This window comes from Pseudomonas sp. TE24901 (assembly GCF_054058375.1).
In genome coordinates this window covers 321,495-337,656 of the sequence record NZ_JBSSAF010000008.1, presented here as the reverse complement: position 1 = coordinate 337,656, position 16,162 = coordinate 321,495, and the positions used below count along the sequence as shown (strand labels likewise).

At 59.7% G+C, this 16,162-nt stretch carries 16 protein-coding genes and 1 tRNA gene; 7 read left to right on the top strand and 10 right to left on the bottom strand.

Annotation, left to right across the window (positions count from 1 at the left end; all coding sequences use genetic code 11):
- Window positions 1-163: 163 nt before the first annotated feature.
- Window positions 164-835 carry a response regulator transcription factor gene (locus ACVWVP_RS18525; RefSeq protein WP_259174631.1) on the bottom strand — a complete coding sequence of 224 codons (672 nt, stop codon included), beginning with the start codon at window positions 833-835 and terminating at the stop codon, window positions 164-166.
- Between the two features lie 392 nt (window positions 836-1,227).
- Between ACVWVP_RS18525 and ACVWVP_RS18520 the strand changes: the two genes are divergently transcribed.
- Window positions 1,228-2,769: a catalase gene (locus tag ACVWVP_RS18520; protein WP_178921826.1), complete on the top strand. Its 1,542-nt coding sequence runs from the start codon at window positions 1,228-1,230 to the stop codon at window positions 2,767-2,769.
- Between the two features lie 88 nt (window positions 2,770-2,857).
- Complete coding sequence (locus tag ACVWVP_RS18515; RefSeq protein ID WP_178921824.1) at window positions 2,858-3,682, top strand: mechanosensitive ion channel family protein; 825 nt, start codon at window positions 2,858-2,860, stop codon at window positions 3,680-3,682.
- 67 nt (window positions 3,683-3,749) lie between these two features.
- Here the strand turns inward: ACVWVP_RS18515 and ACVWVP_RS18510 are convergent, their stop codons facing one another.
- The 5 genes from ACVWVP_RS18510 to ACVWVP_RS18490 form a co-directional block, all read right to left on the bottom strand.
- Entirely contained in the window at window positions 3,750-4,166 is a 417-nt protein-coding gene (locus ACVWVP_RS18510) for a C40 family peptidase (RefSeq protein ID WP_256732864.1), read from the bottom strand.
- Window positions 4,167-4,408: 242 nt separating this feature from the next.
- Window positions 4,409-5,848 (bottom strand): lactate dehydrogenase, encoded by a 1,440-nt coding sequence (locus ACVWVP_RS18505; RefSeq protein WP_178921849.1) that lies wholly within the window; start codon window positions 5,846-5,848, stop codon window positions 4,409-4,411.
- 267 nt (window positions 5,849-6,115) lie between these two features.
- A complete protein-coding gene (locus ACVWVP_RS18500) occupies window positions 6,116-7,402 on the bottom strand; it encodes an OmpP1/FadL family transporter (protein WP_457407523.1) in 1,287 nt (428 codons plus the stop codon).
- Between the two features lie 247 nt (window positions 7,403-7,649).
- Entirely contained in the window at window positions 7,650-7,880 is a 231-nt protein-coding gene (locus tag ACVWVP_RS18495; RefSeq protein WP_259174635.1) for a hexameric tyrosine-coordinated heme protein, read from the bottom strand.
- A 35-nt stretch (window positions 7,881-7,915) separates the two neighbouring features.
- Complete coding sequence (locus ACVWVP_RS18490; protein WP_457407522.1) at window positions 7,916-8,905, bottom strand: catalase family peroxidase; 990 nt, start codon at window positions 8,903-8,905, stop codon at window positions 7,916-7,918.
- Between the two features lie 156 nt (window positions 8,906-9,061).
- Between ACVWVP_RS18490 and ACVWVP_RS18485 the strand changes: the two genes are divergently transcribed.
- The 5 genes from ACVWVP_RS18485 (at window position 9,062) to pstB (ending at window position 13,555) form a co-directional block, all read left to right on the top strand.
- Window positions 9,062-9,682 (top strand): helix-turn-helix transcriptional regulator, encoded by a 621-nt coding sequence (locus ACVWVP_RS18485; RefSeq protein ID WP_259174637.1) that lies wholly within the window; start codon window positions 9,062-9,064, stop codon window positions 9,680-9,682.
- Window positions 9,683-9,830: 148 nt separating this feature from the next.
- A complete protein-coding gene (gene pstS / locus ACVWVP_RS18480; RefSeq protein ID WP_178921814.1) occupies window positions 9,831-10,847 on the top strand; it encodes a phosphate ABC transporter substrate-binding protein PstS in 1,017 nt (338 codons plus the stop codon).
- Between the two features lie 64 nt (window positions 10,848-10,911).
- On the top strand, window positions 10,912-11,907 hold the full coding sequence (pstC, locus tag ACVWVP_RS18475) for a phosphate ABC transporter permease subunit PstC (RefSeq protein ID WP_176994412.1): 996 nt from the start codon (window positions 10,912-10,914) through the stop codon (window positions 11,905-11,907).
- Window positions 11,904-12,776: a phosphate ABC transporter permease PstA gene (pstA, locus tag ACVWVP_RS18470; protein ID WP_178921813.1), complete on the top strand. Its 873-nt coding sequence runs from the start codon at window positions 11,904-11,906 to the stop codon at window positions 12,774-12,776. The genes pstC and pstA overlap by 4 nt, the downstream gene beginning before the upstream one ends.
- A complete protein-coding gene (gene pstB, locus ACVWVP_RS18465) occupies window positions 12,776-13,555 on the top strand; it encodes a phosphate ABC transporter ATP-binding protein PstB (RefSeq protein WP_457407521.1) in 780 nt (259 codons plus the stop codon). The genes pstA and pstB overlap by 1 nt, the downstream gene beginning before the upstream one ends.
- 126 nt (window positions 13,556-13,681) lie before the next feature.
- Here pstB and ACVWVP_RS18460 read toward each other — a convergent pair.
- From ACVWVP_RS18460 to ybgF, 4 genes are all read right to left on the bottom strand, one after another.
- A tRNA-Lys gene (locus tag ACVWVP_RS18460) sits at window positions 13,682-13,757 on the bottom strand.
- A 63-nt stretch (window positions 13,758-13,820) separates the two neighbouring features.
- Complete coding sequence (gene queC, locus ACVWVP_RS18455; protein WP_457407531.1) at window positions 13,821-14,495, bottom strand: 7-cyano-7-deazaguanine synthase QueC; 675 nt, start codon at window positions 14,493-14,495, stop codon at window positions 13,821-13,823.
- Window positions 14,496-14,511: 16 nt separating this feature from the next.
- A complete protein-coding gene (queE, locus tag ACVWVP_RS18450) occupies window positions 14,512-15,159 on the bottom strand; it encodes a 7-carboxy-7-deazaguanine synthase QueE (protein ID WP_176994303.1) in 648 nt (215 codons plus the stop codon).
- A gap of 165 nt (window positions 15,160-15,324) precedes the next feature.
- Window positions 15,325-16,161, bottom strand: a complete 837-nt coding sequence (ybgF, locus tag ACVWVP_RS18445; protein WP_178921807.1) for a tol-pal system protein YbgF — start codon at window positions 16,159-16,161, stop codon at window positions 15,325-15,327.
- Window position 16,162: the final 1 nt, after the last annotated feature.

The window sequence follows — 16,162 nt, the reverse complement described above, 5'->3', positions numbered from 1 at the left end:
GTAATAGGCAATATAAGAACTGTCTCAAAACCCCTCAGGCTTAACTATTTTTGTGTGCAATTACTGTGTTGACCGCGCATAAACAAAAACCCGCACGAGGCGGGTCTTCACGATAAAACGAATAACTAACATTGCCAGGGTCAGGCTGTCTTTGAGATTTGTCTCAAAGCCCTTTCATCGTTCGGTATTGGGACAGACGCTTGAACAGATCCATGTCACTGGTCACGCCCAACTTGCGGTACGCCGCCAACTTTTGCGTGCTGACGGTTTTAAGGCTGCGGTTGAACATTTCAGCGATTCGCGTCACGGTCAGCCCGCTGATGCACAGCCTCAACACTTCACGCTCGCGCAAAGACAGCGAAGCGTGGGACGCCAAGGCTTCTTCTGCGCCGGTGGCCTCCCACCAGGTCGACACGGTGTCATTCTCTTGCGCCACGACGATGCTGGAGCAGAGGTAGCGCTGGCCGCATGCCAGCATTTCGATTGCGCGGATAAACACGCCCAGGGGCTGGCGCTTGCAGACCACGCCTTGCACACCGGCGGCCAGCAGGAGCATGGCGACCCTGGGGTCGGCCTCGGGCACCACGACCAATACCCAAATATGCGGGAACTGCGCCCTTAAGGCCTTGATGAAGTCCTGCGCGGCACTGTGTTCCAATTCATTGTCCATGACCAACAGGTCCAAATGGCCCTGCTCGATCGCCTGCCAGGCACTGTCCGTGGTCTCGAACAGACCCGTTACTTCAATACCGGTTTGATCGGCCAGGTGGTAACGCAACCCCTGACGGACCACCTCATGCTCATCCAGCACCCCCACTCTGATTAACCCAGACATCACACACCTCGTCTTCCCAGGAATTTAACCTGCATCCTTTTTCGCGCGGCCTAAACCATTTAACGCCGAATTGAATAATGGCTTCGCTGCTGTTAGCGAATACCCCGTATTAGAACTGTCGGGCACAACACCCGTTAAAAGGTCACTTCACACCCAGGCTGCGAACCGGAATGTTCGATCGATAGAACCACAGTAAGGGCTGAGACAAAGAAAGGCTTTAAGAACTGTCTCAATAACCGAGACACACAACACCTCGGCTGAACTTAGTTAATTGAGACATTTCTTAAATCACTGAGGGGTGTGCGGCGGACACACTAAAAAAGTACTCACGCCTGCCAACACAGTCCCCAGCGGGTTGATGTTGGCTTATTCGTCTTATTTGGAGCCTTACCATGTTTGCCTGCACGCCTGTGCGTTTCGCTCGTCCCTTGCAGTTGTTATGTGTACTGACCCTGGGTTCTGTTTCAGTGGCCGCCCACAGCAGCCCACTCACCCGAGACAATGGCGCGGCGGTGGGCGATAACCAGAACTCGCAAACGGCCGGAACCAACGGCCCGGTGCTGCTGCAAGACGTGCATCTGATCCAGAAGCTGCAGCGTTTTGATCGCGAGCGCATTCCGGAGCGCGTGGTGCATGCACGGGGCACAGGCGCCTACGGCGTGTTTACCGCCAGCGAAAACCTGGTAGACCTCACCAAGGCCGCGCTCTTTACCGCCGGCACCGTCACACCGGTGTTCGTGCGTTTTTCTTCCGTGGTGCACGGCACCCATTCACCCGAAACCCTGCGTGACCCACGAGGGTTTGCCACCAAGTTCTACACGGCCGAAGGCAACTGGGACCTGGTCGGCAATAACTTCCCGACGTTTTTCATCCGTGACGCGATCAAGTTCCCCGACATGGTCCACGCGTTCAAGCCCGACCCACGCACCAACCTGGGCAACGATGCGCGGCGCTTCGATTTCTTTTCCCACGTGCCGGAAGCCACCCGCACCCTGACCGAGCTGTATTCCAATGCCGGCACCCCGGCCAGTTACCGGGAAATGGATGGCAATGGCGTGCATGCCTATAAGTTCGTGAACGCCAAGGACGAGGTGAGCTACGTCAAGTTCCACTGGAAGAGCTTGCAAGGCGTGCGCAATTTCACCCCGGAAGAGGCCACCCGCGTGCAAGGCGCCGACTTCAGCCACATGACCCTCGACCTGATCAAGCACATTGAAAAAGGCGAATTCCCGAAGTGGGACCTGTACATCCAGGTGCTCAAGCCCCAAGAGCTGGCCACGTTCGACTTCGACCCGCTGGACGCCACCAAGGTCTGGCCAGAAGTGCCCATGCGCAAGGTCGGCCAACTGGTGCTCAACCGCAACCCCGCCAACGTGTTCCAGGAAACCGAACAGGTGGCGATGGCCCCTTCGAACCTGATCCCCGGCATCGAGCCGTCGGAAGACCGCTTGCTGCAAGGGCGCCTGTTTTCTTACGCCGACACACAGATGCATCGCCTGGGGGCCAACGCCCTGCAACTGCCGATCAATGCCAGCAAAGCCCCTGTCGATAACGGCAATCAGGACGGCGCGATGAACACCGCCTCGACCCTCACCGGTGTCAATTACCAACCGAGCCGGCTGTTCCCGCGCGAGGAATCTTCCGCTGCACGTTACAGCATGCTCCTACTGACCGGCAGCACCCAGCAGGCCAAGATCCAGCGCGAGCAGAACTTCAAGCAGGCCGGTGATTTGTATCGCTCGTTCAACAGCAAGGCGCGCAAAGACCTGATCCACAGCTTCGGCACCTCCCTGGCGCAGGCCGACACCGTGAGCAAACACCACATCCTGTCGTTCCTCTACAAGGCCGACCCGGAATACGGCGCTGGCGTGACGGATGTGGCGAAAGGCGACCTGGAGCAAGTGAAAAAAATGGCGGCGCTGTTAAGCGACTGAGCCTTCCCTCGACGGCCGCTTCGGCCATCACCCCACAAGGCCTGCGCTCACTGCGCGGGCCGTTTTTTTTATCGCGACAAGGTGCAACGTGGATTTCAAATTCGATCAACTGATTCAACACAGCGAGGCTTGGTTACCCGTCATTCTGGAACACAGCCTGAACATTACCTTGGCCGGCCTCACCCTGGTGCTGGGTTGGTGGTTCATCAGCACGGTGACGCGGCGCATCGGTGAAGTGCTGGGCAAGCGCAGCGTCGACAAAACCTTGCAGGGTTTCGTCGGCAGCCTGGTCAAGATTGCCCTGAAGATCATGCTGGTGATCAGCGTGGCCTCGATGGTCGGCGTGCAGACCACCAGCTTTGTCGCCGCCCTGGGTGCGGCGGGCCTGGCGATTGGTCTGGCGTTGCAAGGCAGCCTGGCCAACTTTGCCGGTGGCGTGTTGATCCTGCTGTTTCGCCCGTTCAAGGTGGGCGACAAAATCGAAGTTCAGGGCGTGTATGGCACGGTCGATGCCATCCTGATTTTCCACACGGTGATTCTCAGCACCGACAACAAACGCATCGTCGTGCCCAATGGCGGTTTGTCCAATGGGGTGGTGGTGAACTTCTCCAGCGAAGCCACGCGCAAAGTGGTGTTCGACGTGGGCGTGGACTACACCGCCAACCTGGACACCGTGCGGCAGGTGCTGCTGGGCCTGTGTGACGACCCGCGCATTCATCGCGACCCCGAGCCCGTGGTGGTGGTGACCACGTTGGGCGACAGTGCGATCACCGTATCGCTGCGCGTATGGACCGACAATGATGACTACTGGGACGTGCTGTACCGGCTCAACGAGAAAACCCGCTGTGCCTTGGCCAAACAGGGTATCGGCATTCCCTTCCCACAACGGGTAGTGACCTTGGTCCAGGGGTGATCCGGCCGGCACAAAAAAGCCCCGCGCTCTTGGCAGAGGCGGGGCTTTTTTGTTTAACGCGTGTTGATCAATGAAAGCGCTTGGCGGTCAGGTAGCTCTTGTTCCAATAGGTGTTGCTCAACGAGTCGATGCGGATGGTCTTGCCGGTCCTGGGCGAGTGAATAAAGCGATCGTTACCGATGTAGATCCCCACATGTTTAAGCTGCGCGGCCCCGTTATGTTTAAAGAACACGGCGTCGCCGACTTTCAATTGGTTGCGCGCCACGGTCTTGGCGTTCGACGCCAGCATCGTGGTGGTGGTACGCGGCAGCTTGATACCGGCCTCGGTGCGGAACAGGTACACCAGCAGCCCGCTGCAATCGAAGCCATCCTTGACTGTCTGGCCGCCCCAGCGATAAGGCGTGCCGATCAGCTCGTGGGCGCGCTCCACCACGCCGTTGATCCTTGGGTTCGCCTGGGCGGACAGGCTTGAGTCGTGCCGCATAAAGCTCACATTCATCACGTCGGCACGGGAAATAGACGCGAATAAATACTCGAACAAACAAAAAACAGAACCTGCCACTAACGATAACTTGAACACGATAAATACCCTTGAATGTTTCTAAACCAGAAGAAACACAAGGGTATTTATAGGAACCCTCCCAAAATATGAGACTTGTCTCAGTAATCTTGGGAGTGCTCTTAGGCCGACAAACGGAAATTCCTACGCTTATCGGTAAGACAACGTCAATGCATCAGCACAGCCGGATAGTCATGCAGCAACACCGAACCCTGCATGGCCGCCAGGGCGTCCTTCAACGTGGATTGCTCCAGCGCGTCTTTGGACTTTTTAACTTCCTTGGCCGCGTGCTCCAGCAGCGCCAGGTAGTCGCGTTTGGACGAGCCTTCTTTCGGCTCCACCGCGTCTGACACCAACTGGGCCATCTCGTATTTTTGGGTCCGGGTGTTCTGCACCGCCGACTGCGACACAGAAGCACTCGCCAGTTGGCCATCCTTATAGGAGAAGCTCGCGGTGCTGCTGGCCTTGTCCTGCACGTGCACATACAGGTAGTTCTGCGATTTGCGGGTACCATCCAACACCGGTGGCTCACCACCGCCGAGGCTTCTGTGGAAGTTTGCCGACAGCACCGACTGCTGGTTCTGGGTCACGCTGCGGTCCGCGCTGCTGCGGCCATTGACCTGGGTCTTCTGCGACACGGTGTAGGAGAAGCTGTCGACTTCCGTAGGACGCATTGGGTTGGACGCACCAACGGCCTGCTTGATCGACGCCTTGAAGTCCGCCAGCCCCGTCAGCAAACCTTTGTCGGTCGGGTTGTTGCTCAAGGCATTCGGTGCGCCAACCGTTTGGGGATGGTTGCTGTTCATGGCACTGAACGCGTCCTTGAACATCGCCATCAAGTCAGCATTGGCGCTACCGCGCTCCTGCACCCGGTCGAACTGGGCGAGGTAGGTTTTCAGCGCGTTGGCTTGCTGTTTGGCGTCACCCTGTATTGCGGTGTTTTTCAGGTCCACGGCCAAGTCGATGTCACCGGCCGGGCCACTCATGCGTGTGGTGCGGGTTTGGCTGTCGGCGTGGAACGCCAGGCTCAGGTCCTCGTCCGCCTGGTTTTTGAGCTTGGCGTTGAGGTCCACCGACTTCAGCACGTGGGTGTCGAACTGGGTCAGTTTGCTCAGGTCGAGTTTCGGCGGTACGGCGGTCAAGCCATCGACCGACGCCTGAAACGCCGCCCCCAATTGGCCGACGGCTTTGAGTTCATCCGCGGTCAAATCGCCGCCGTCGACGGTGGCCTGCACGCCCAAGCCGTGTTTCTGACTGAACAGGCTGAACGTCACCGTCTTGCCGCTGGCGGTCTTGATGCTGAGGCTGACCTGGTTGTCGGCCTTGCTGTGCAACACCGCCTGGTCGGCCTTGATCCCGCCCGTATCACCGGCACGCTCTGCCGTGGTGTTGAGCACCGATTGTGAAATCCCCGCCCCGCCGCCCCCGATGAACTGATCCACCAACGCAGCACCGAGGCCGCTGTAACGGCTGGCCGTGGAAATTGAACCGAAGCGTTGGCTGATCAACTGGGTGACGGCGTCCTGATTATCGTTTTCCCAGGCCCACACGGTCTCGCGGCCGGGGAGCTGCCCGTTTTTGGAATAGAGATCGATAACGTCGGCCACGGGATTTCCGAGGCTGACCACGGAAGAGGGCCTGGTCGGCGAGACGTCGAGGGTGTTGGCCAGTGCTGCCGGGGGTGAGGTCGTGGCGGCGCGAAGAATGAGGGGATTGGTCGCGATGATCGGCGTTAGCGTAGTCATGACAGTCCGTGTCTTAAAAGCTGATTAGCCTTCAATCTAACCAAGACACGCCGCGATTGACAGCATTGAGATCAAAATTTACGGCAAAGGGCCACGTCAAAAAACCGGCCCTTTGCCATTATCTTCAGGTCAGAAGCGGTAAGTCACCGAACCACCAAAACCATTGGCGCTGTTTTCGTACTTGGCGTCGTAGGTCAGGGCCAACTGAGGGTTGTTGTCGCGCACCTTGATCGGCTCTTCCTTCAGGTAGGAATAGGCCACGTCGAAGGTCAGGTTATCCACAGGGGTCCAGCCGGCACCAAGGCTGAACACGGTGCGGTCGCCCGTCGGAATACGCACGGAGCGGTCGGTGTTGTTGGTTGGGGTCTGGTCCACCGAGAAGCCGGTACGCAGCACCAATTGCTTGTTGAGCTGATACGACAGGCCGATCGCATGGGACCAGGTGTCGTGCCAGTGCTGCTCTTCGGTGATGGAGTCCAGGCCGGCCAGTTGCGCAGTGAGGTCGGACACGCCGGTGTTGTTGACCGTGATCTTCTTCAACTGGCTCCAGCGGGTGTAGGTACTGCCCACGTAGAGGGTCAGGTCATCGGTCAATTGGTGGGTGACCGAGAAGTCCACAGACGATGGGGTGGTGACGTCCAGCTTGGCGTCATACTTCTGCGGCCCGCCGTCCAGCAGGTCGGTCAGCACGCCCGAGGCGTTGGTGTGACCGCTCAGGTGGTAGACCACTTGCGAGTGGTACGTGACGCCGATGCGGGTGCTGTCCAGGGCCTGCACCAGGATACCGGCGTTGAAGCCCGTGGCGGTGTCATCCCCTTTGATCTTGGCGGTTTCGGTGCCCAGGCCAAACGCCGGGACCTTGGAATCCAGCTCGCCGCTGATTTTGTTGAAGGTAGGGCCGAAACCGACCGAGACCTTGTCGTTGAACGCGTAGCTGACGGTCGGCTGCACGGTGATGACCTGAACCTTGCTCTTGTTGCCAAAGCCGTTGCCCTGGAAGCTGTGTTCATAGTCGGTCACCAGGCCAAACGGAGCGTAGACCCCCAGGCCAAAGGCCCAGTGCTCATCGATCGGCGTGACCAGGTAGCCCATCGGCACGGCAATGCCGGGGACCATGTCGCCTTTGTTGGTGCCCGGGTTGTCGGCGCCGCCTTGGGAAGAGCTGGCGCCCTTGATGTTGGATTTGGCATCGAGGTAGGTCGCGCCGATGCTCACTTCATTCTGTTTGATGCGGGACATGCCGGCCGGGTTGCCGAACACCGTGCTGGCGTCGTCGGCCGAGGAAGAGCGACCGGCGTAGCCCGTACCCATTGAACTGATGCTTTGTTCATTGAGCGCGAAACCACCGGCGAGCAGGTGTGTGGAGGCAAGCGAAACGGCGAGCGCCAGGGCGCTTCTCAGAGTTTTTTTATTCATTATTAGGACTCGAATGATTGGGCAGCGATGAGGAAACTACCAACGATCGAGCGGGGCGATTATGAAGAGTTTTTCATGCTCAGGATTGTCGGACAATCCTATTGGTTTCAAAGACTTTGAGCGTTTTACGCTGTCTTTTTATGACTTTTTAACCCGATCGTGACCGGCGGGTTTCACACCGTTGACCCTGTCGATTCCAACGTTTTTCAGGGGCAGCCAATGGCAAGCATTGGCTGCCCTCTTCGCCCTACGGGTTCCAGTATTTATTGGCCGCCGCGATGGTGGCGAATTCTGTCGCCACCACCTGGCCGATGCCTATCAGCATTGCCGCGTCATTGGCGTACACATCGCGCAAGCGGCCGCGCACCGCCTCGTCGGGTTGGGTGGCCTTGATCACCAGCCGCGCCATCTTGATCGCCAGCTCGCGCCCCTCTTCCGGGGTGGCGGTGATCAGTGAATTGTTCGGTATCAGACTCATCAGGGCGTTCCTCTTATTATCGATGGGGCGATGGCTTACTGCCGACGGCCGAATGAAACAGGGTAGGCGGCGGAACGCGCATTGATCATCGGATCCTGCGGTTCGATGCCGGCCGGCACGTTGTTGGGCAGGAACATCAGGCTTTTCTGCGCGGCGACGTTGTCGGCCACGGCCTGGGTGATTTCAAGCGTGCCCAGTTCTACCACGGGGCGGCTGGCGGGCCAGGCGATGGAGGGGTCGTCGAGCTTGTCGCCCTCGGCAGCTTCCTGCACCACCAGTTTGAAACGCACGGCGCCCTTGGCGATGCGCTGCTGGATCTCGTCGCTCAAATAATCCGGCTTGGCCTTGGCGGTTTGCGCCTCGCTGAGGAAGTGGCTGCCGCTGACCGGCAGGAACTGGTAGCGACCGAAGGTGACCTTACCCGCCGCGTTGATGAAGCGGAACGTGTTCACGCCGTAGTACGGCAGCGTGGCGAAGCTTTGCGGCGCCGGTTTAGGTGCGGTGAGGAAGGCCTTGGCCACCGGGTGCGTGCCGAGGTAGCCGTCCAGCGGGGTCGGCTTGGCGACATCCGGGCCGCTGGTGCCCAGGGCAATCAGCAGGTCGCGGAAATCATCGGCCGTAGGCGACGGAAAGCCGTTGAACGAGTGCGCGACGATATCGGTGCTGCCACCGCCCGGCAGGCTGAAACGCACCGCCAAGCCACGTGGGCTGGCCAGGCCGTGGTTATCCGGAATGTCCGGGATACCGGCGAAGTTGGAGAAACGCACGGTGACCGGCACCGCCGTGGCTTGCAGGTGCGGCGCCTTGCTGATGGCCGCGGCGGCAGGGCTTGGGGTGAAACGGCCTTCGAGCACGATCCCTTTGGCATGCACCGCACGGGCGCCGGCGTGTTTACCGAAGACGCCGTTCAAGGCGTCCACCAGTTGGGTGGGTGTGGACGATTGCGGTGGGTCTTGCGCCAGGGCGCTGCCTATCAAGGTGAAGGCGAACGGGAGCGCGATCAACAAGCGTTGGGCGTTTTTCATGGGACGGACCTGCGGGTGGGTGGGTGATTTCGGCGAATTCTAATCACCTAACGACAATAATGACAATATGTTTTGTCATTATTGTTTTTCCTCTTCGATCCACGCCGTATGGCGTTATACTCAGCCTCCCTCAAACCCCAGCGAACCGAGCCACTCGTGAGTACCAAAAGTGACATCCTGCACCTCCTCCAGCGCGAGCCACTCACCGTGGTGCAGTTGTGCGAATCCCTGGCAGTCACGCGCAATGCGGTGATCGTGCAGCTCAAGCAACTGGAGGCCGAGGGGCTGGTGCGGCGCAGCAAGGTTCGCCCGCGCAACACAGTGGGCAAGCCGCCGGTGGTGTTCGAAGCGGCGCCGGGCAGTGAGGACGTGACGTCCACGGCCTACCAAGTGTTGCTGACCCAATTGCTCGCCACGCTCAAGGATCGCTACGACGTCGACGAACTGGGCGATGTACTGGAACAGACCGGTCGCCAACTCGCGCAACGTGCCGGCCTGGCCAACCCTGCCACGTTCGACAGCGGCCTGCGCGCCGCCATGGCCGCCGCCGATGCCCTGGGCGCCAGCACTGAGGCCGTGCCGCAAGAAGGCGGCGTGATGGTGCGCAACTTCACCTGCCCGGTGGGCAGCGTGGTGCGCGAAGAACAGTGCGTGTGCCGGGCGATGGCGGCGTTTTTCTCCGAAGCCACGGGGATGCCGGCGAGCGAGCAGTGCCTGCGTGAAGATCGGCTGATTTGCCAGTACTTCATCGAACAACAGCCAGCGACGGCTGAATAAGGCGGTCGGCACCGTCAATCGCAAACATTTCTAAATGTTTCTTCATAAAGCCAAACCGTCATCAAAAAGACACATATCGGGAATTAAATCGTCACGTCTTAGACAGGTGGACCCCTCCACTTACCCCTTCCCTTGAGGTGTTGTCGTGATGTTGCCGACTAAAAAAACGCTGTCTGTTTTGTTGTCCGCCCTGTGCCTGAGTGGCGTGGCCCACGCCACCGACGTGACCGGTGCCGGCTCCAGCTTTGTGTACCCGGTGCTGTCCAAGTGGTCCCAGGACTACAGCAAGAACTCCAGCAACCGCATCAACTACCAGTCGATCGGTTCGGGTGGCGGCATCGCCCAGATCAAGGCGGCCACCGTCGACTTCGGCGCCTCCGACGCCCCGCTATCGGCCGATGACCTCAAGGCCGGTGGCCTGGGCCAATTCCCCAGCGTGATCGGCGGCATCGTGCCGGTGATGAACGTCGAGGGCGTGGCCGCAGGCCAGCTGAAACTCGACGGCGACACCCTCGCGAAAATCTTCCTCGGTGACATCAAGGCCTGGAACGACCCGGCCATCGCCGCCCTCAACCCGGGCCTGAAACTGCCCAGCGCGAACATCACCGTGGTGCATCGCTCTGACGGTTCGGGCACCTCGTACAACTTCACCAACTACCTGTCCAAGGTCAGTGACAGCTGGAAAACCAAGATCGGTTTCGGCACCACCGTACCCTGGCCAGTGGGTGTGGGCGGCAAAGGCAACGAAGGTGTTTCGGCCTACGTGAAGCAGATCAAGAACTCCATCGGCTTCGTGGAATACGCCTACGCGCTGCAGAACAAAATGACTTTCGCCCAGTTGAAGAACGCTTCGGGCAAATTCGTCGAGCCTAACGCCAAGGCCTTCCAGGCGGCTGCGGACACCGCCGACTGGGCCAGCGCCAAGGACTTCAACCTGATCATGACAGACGCCCCAGGCGAAGGCGCATGGCCAATCACGGCCACCACCTGGATCATCATGTACAAGCAGCCCAAGAATGCTGAGCAAAGCCAGGCGGCGTTCAGCTTCTTCAAGTGGTCGCTGGAAAAAGGTCAACAGCAGGCGGCAGCGTTGGACTACGTAGCACTGCCGGACTCTCTGGTGTCGCGAATCGAAGGTTACTGGAAGTCTGACTTCACCCACTGATTCGCCCTACGACCACCGCCCTCAGTCACCTGGGTGATTGAGGGCGACGGTGAGCACATCCGATATGAACGACACCGTCCAACCTCTGGTTATGACTACTCACGCCAGCGACACACACGGCGACCGCCGCGCCGCTCGCGATCAACGCCACGATCTGTGGTTCAAACGCTCGATGTTCGGGGCCGCCATGCTGGTGCTGCTGTTGCTGGCCAGTATCGCGGCCTCGACGCTTTGGGGCGGAGGCCTGGCCTTCCGCACCTTCGGTTTTGACTTCATCACCAGCACCGAGTGGGATGCGGTCAACAACCACTTTGGCGCCGTGGTGCCCATCTACGGCACCCTGGTGACGTCTTTCCTGGCCTTGCTGATTGCGGTGCCGGTGAGTTTTGGCATCGCGATCTTCCTGACAGAAGTGGCACCGCCCTGGCTGAAAATGCCGGTGGCCTCGGCCATCGAGTTACTGGCTGGCATCCCATCGATCATCTACGGCATGTGGGGGCTGTTCGTGTTCGGGCCGTTCATGGCCGAGCACTTGTCCCCGCTGATCAACGACTACCTGGGCGCCCTGCCCTTCGTGGGCTCGCTGTTCCAAGGGCCGCCGTTGGGGATTGGCATGCTGACCGCAGGCATTGTGCTGGCGGTGATGATCATGCCGTTCATCACGTCGGTGATGCATGAGGTGTTTCGCAGCGTGCCGACGCAGTTGAAGGAATCGGCCTATGCACTGGGCAGCACGACGTGGGAAGTGGTGTGGGACATCGTCCTGCCCTACACACGCTCGGCGGTGGTCGGCGGCATCTTCCTCGGCCTGGGCCGCGCACTCGGGGAGACCATGGCGGTCACCTTCGTGCTGGGCAACGCGCAGCAATTTTCTGCGTCGTTGCTGATGCCGAGCAGTTCGATTGCGTCGGTCATCGCCAACGAGTTCAGCGAGGCCTACACCGACCTGCACCGCTCCGCGCTGATCGCCCTGGGCTTCCTGCTGTTTATCGTGACCTTTGTCGTGCTGGCATTGGCCCGGCTGCTGCTCATGCGTCTGTCCCGCAAGGAGGGGTTATGAGTCCCAACGAACGCCTCTACCGCAAACGCGCACTCAAAAATGGCGTAGCGATGTTCCTCAGTTGCGCCGCCACGGCCTTTGGCCTGTTGTGGCTGGCGTGGATCCTGCTGACGACCATCATCAACGGGTTTCAAGCGCTGAACCTGCGCCTGTTCAGCCAGATGACCCCGCCCCCCGGCACCGAAGGCGGCCTGGCCAACGCGTTTTATGGCAGTGCGCTGATGTCGGTGATTGCCTTGCTGATCGGCACGCCCATCGGCTTGATGGCCGGTATCTGGCTGGCCGAGTTCGCGCGCCATTCACGCCTGGGCACCACGGTGCGGTTCATCAACGACATCCTGCTGTCCGCGCCATCGATCGTGCTGGGGCTGTTTGTCTACACCGCCGTCATCCTGCCGCTGAACCTGCTGACCAATCACCAGGTGGGGTTTTCCGCCATCGCCGGTGCGTTGGCCTTGGCCCTGCTGGTGATTCCGGTGGTGGTGCGCACCACCGATGAAATGCTCCAGCTGCAACCCTCGACCATGCGCGAAGCGGCGCTGGCCCTGGGTGTGCCGCAATGGAAGTTGACGCTGCAGATCGTGCTGAGGGCGGCCAAAGCCGGTGTGGTGACAGGCATCCTGCTCGCCTTGGCCCGGATCACCGGGGAGACCGCGCCCCTGCTGTTTACCGCCTTCGGCAACCAGTTCTGGAGCAGCAACCTGCTCAAGCCGATTGCCAGCGTCCCCGTGGTCATTTTCCAGTACGCCATGAGCCCGTTCGAAGACTGGCACGCGCTCGCCTGGGCCGGTGCATTGGTCCTGACGTTGTTCGTGCTGCTGCTCAGCCTGGCATCTCGCCTGATCCTTTTACGCAATAGGTCTCACTGATGGACGCCACCGGCATAGATCACGAAAAAACCAAAATCCGCGTGCGTGGGTTGGAGTTTTTCTACAACCACCAGCGCTCCCTGAAATCCATCGACATCGATATCCCGGAAAAACGCATTACCGCCATCATCGGCCCGTCGGGCTGCGGCAAGTCCACGCTGCTGCGCGTGTTCAATCGCATCTACTCGATGTACCCGAAGCAGGAAGCGCGCGGCGAAGTGCTGCTCAATGGCGAGAACATCCTCGCCCCCGGCTATTCGATGAACCGCCTGCGCAGCCACGTCGGCATGGTGTTCCAGAAGCCCGTGCCGTTCCCGATGTCGATCTACGACAACATCGCCTACGCGGTGCGCCATCACGAGAAACTGTCGCGGCGCGAGATGAACGACCGCGTCGAGCAAGCCTTGCGTGGTGGCGCCCTGTGGGACGAGGTGAAGGACAAGCTCAACCAGAGCGCCCAGAGCCTCTCAGGCGGCCAGCAGCAGCGTCTGTGCATCGCCCGCACCATCGCGCTGCGCCCGCAGGTATTGCTGCTGGACGAGCCCACGTCGGCACTCGATCCGATCTCGACCGGGCGTATCGAGCAGTTGATTACCGAGTTGAAGACCCAATACACGGTGATCATCGTGACCCACAACATGCAGCAGGCGGCGCGGGTGTCGGACAACACCGCGTTTATGTTCATGGGCGAGCTGATCGAGTACGGCAATACCGATGAGATCTTCACCAAGCCGAAGATGAAGCAGACCGAGGACTACATCACCGGGCGCTTTGGCTGATAGCCGCTCGGCCAAAAAAACGGGGGAGCCCTTAAGGGGGCTCCCCCGTTGTGTTTTCGCAAGGCAAAAAAAAACCCGGAAATCCTCACTTGCGTGGGCCTTCCGGATTTTCTAAACCGCCAAATATGGTGGGTCGTGTGGGATTCGAACCTACGACCAATTGGTTAAAAGCCAACTGCTCTACCAACTGAGCTAACGACCCGCTGTGTGGTGGCGCGTATAATACTGATTTCTAAGGATTATTCAACACCTTATTTTAAATAAATCAGAAATAACGCGTAGGGTCCGCAATTCCGGCCGCGTGGAAGCCTTCTGCACGCAGTCGGCAGCTATCACATTTCCCACAAGCACGGCCGTCATCGTCTGCCTGATAGCAGGAAACAGTCAGCGAGTAATCGACGCCAAGTCCTACGCCAGCCTTCACGATATCGGACTTACTCAGGTTCTGCAGCGGCGCGAGGATACGGAAGCCCTGCCCTTCTACACCGGCCTTTGTCGCCAGGTTGGCCATGCGCTCGAACGACTCGACAAACTCCGGACGGCAGTCCGGATAGCCGGAATAGTCCACCGCATTCACGCCGATAAAGATGTCACGGGCGTTGAGCACTTCGGCCCAACCCAGGGCCAGGGACAGGAACACGGTGTTGCGCGCTGGCACGTAGGTGATCGGGATGCCTTCGCTCGGCGCTTCCGGCACGTCGATGCTGCTGTCGGTCAATGCGGAGCCGCCGATACCGTTGAGGTTCAGGCCGATCACCTTGTGCTCGATCACACCCATTTCACGGGCGACGCGAGCGGCGGCGTTCAGCTCGGCGCGATGGCGCTGGCCGTAGTCGAAGCTCATGGTGTAGCAGCTGTAGCCTTGTGCCTGGGCCATCGCCACCACGGTGGCGGAGTCGAGGCCACCGGACAACAGGATTACAGCGCGTTTTTGATCAATCGTGGGTTCAGTCATATCAGCGTCCCGGCTCGTCGTTCCAAAGGTATTTGTGTAGCTGCAACTGCAGGCGTACGGGCAGGTTATCGGCAACCACCCAATCGGCCAGGTCCCGTGCGTTCAGGTCGTGATGACTTGGGGAAAACAGCACCTCGCCCGCGCGACGATCCAGGCCATATTGGATCAGCTTGGAGTTCGCCCAGTCGTAGTCTTCACGGGAGCAGATGACGAACTTGACCTGGTCGTTGGCCGTCAACAGCTCGATGTTCTCGTAGCGGTTGCGGTGCGCCTCCTTGGAGCCCGGGGTCTTGAGGTCGACCACCCGGCTCACACGCGGGTCGACCGCGGAGATATCCAGGGCGCCGCTGGTTTCCAGGGAAACCTCGTAACCGGCGTCACACAGCTGCTGGAGCAAAGGGATGGCATTGGGCTGGGCCAGGGGCTCGCCGCCCGTCACACAGACGTAGCGCGGCCGGTAGCTGGCAACCTGCTCCAGGATGTCTTCGAGGGTGCGCACAGTGCCGCCACTGAAGGCGTAGGCGCTATCACAGTATTGGCAACGCAAAGGGCAACCGGTCAGCCGCACAAATACAGTGGGCAGGCCAGCCGTTCGCGTTTCACCCTGTAACGAGTAAAAAACTTCGGTGATGCGTAATGTGTCTTGCATAGTCGCCACGGGCGTAACAGCTAAACAGGCTGTCCGCCTCCGTCAGGCACTTCAAGGGATCCCGCCAACGCGTAAACCCCAGGAAGCGTGTTTCATAAAAGGGCGTGGATTCTAACGAAAAAACCCGCGTCAGGCGCGGGTTTCTTCTAAACGGGCAAGCATCGCTTACAAGCGTTGCAAATCCCGTTGAGCCAACTGGGCAGCGGATGTCCCGGGATACTGGGCCACCACCTGCTGCAGAATGCCTTTGACCTTGTCGGTATGACCCAGGCGGCGCTCTACGTCAGCGAGTTTGTACAGCGAATCCGGCACCTTGGCGTGCTTGGGGTACAGCTGGCTGACCTTGGCAAATGCCTGGCCTGCTGCTTGCAGATCACCCTTGGCCAGGTTCACCTCACCCAACCAGTACTGGGCGTTGCCCGCGTACTGGCTGTTTGGGTATTTGCGCAGGAATGCGGTAAAAGCCTGGCTGGCCTTGTCGAAATCCTTGGCTTTGATCAGGTCGAAGGCTGCGTCGTAATACAGCTTTTCCTTCGCCGGATCACCCGGTTCGCTGCTGGCGGCAGGGGCTTGGCTGGCAGCCACGGCCCCTGCTGCGGCACCACCGGCAGCAGCGTTTGGCGCGCCACCGGTAGAAGAATTATCAGGAGTTGCGGCAGGTTGAACGCCGGCTCCAATGCGTCGATCAAGATCCTGGTATCGCTCCAGGCCTTCTTGCTTGAGCTGGTTCACTTGATTCTGCAGTACTTCAATGGCGCCTTGTTGCTGCGCGATTTGATCCTGCATACGTTGCAGCTGGTTGAACAGTTCGCCCTGTGCCGAGGGGGCGGACGTAGCCGCTCCCCCCGCATAGGCGCCGTTCGTGCCATAACCCGCTGGCGGATAACTGCTCCCGCTATTGTTATAGCCAGAGTTGCTATCTTCCACAGGAACCGCAGCCCACACCGCGAGCGGTGCGAGGCTGAGAGCCAATACAGTTAGAGCACGACGGCACGTTCGCATG

What these genes read in the sequence shown, in the direction of transcription:
- ACVWVP_RS18525 (WP_259174631.1), bottom strand. Translation starts at nt 835, where the DNA reads ATGTCTGGGTTAATCAGAGTGGGGGTGCTGGATGAGCATGAGGTGGTC.
- ACVWVP_RS18520 (WP_178921826.1), top strand. Translation starts at nt 1,228, where the DNA reads ATGTTTGCCTGCACGCCTGTGCGTTTCGCTCGTCCCTTGCAGTTGTTA.
- ACVWVP_RS18510 (WP_256732864.1), bottom strand. Translation starts at nt 4,166, where the DNA reads ATGCGGCACGACTCAAGCCTGTCCGCCCAGGCGAACCCAAGGATCAAC.
- ACVWVP_RS18500 (WP_457407523.1), bottom strand. Translation starts at nt 7,402, where the DNA reads ATGAATAAAAAAACTCTGAGAAGCGCCCTGGCGCTCGCCGTTTCGCTT.
- ACVWVP_RS18495 (WP_259174635.1), bottom strand. Translation starts at nt 7,880, where the DNA reads ATGAGTCTGATACCGAACAATTCACTGATCACCGCCACCCCGGAAGAG.
- ACVWVP_RS18490 (WP_457407522.1), bottom strand. Translation starts at nt 8,905, where the DNA reads ATGAAAAACGCCCAACGCTTGTTGATCGCGCTCCCGTTCGCCTTCACC.
- pstS (WP_178921814.1), top strand. Translation starts at nt 9,831, where the DNA reads ATGTTGCCGACTAAAAAAACGCTGTCTGTTTTGTTGTCCGCCCTGTGC.
- pstC (WP_176994412.1), top strand. Translation starts at nt 10,912, where the DNA reads ATGAACGACACCGTCCAACCTCTGGTTATGACTACTCACGCCAGCGAC.
- pstA (WP_178921813.1), top strand. Translation starts at nt 11,904, where the DNA reads ATGAGTCCCAACGAACGCCTCTACCGCAAACGCGCACTCAAAAATGGC.
- pstB (WP_457407521.1), top strand. Translation starts at nt 12,776, where the DNA reads ATGGACGCCACCGGCATAGATCACGAAAAAACCAAAATCCGCGTGCGT.
- queE (WP_176994303.1), bottom strand. Translation starts at nt 15,159, where the DNA reads ATGCAAGACACATTACGCATCACCGAAGTTTTTTACTCGTTACAGGGT.
- ybgF (WP_178921807.1), bottom strand. Translation starts at nt 16,161, where the DNA reads ATGCGAACGTGCCGTCGTGCTCTAACTGTATTGGCTCTCAGCCTCGCA.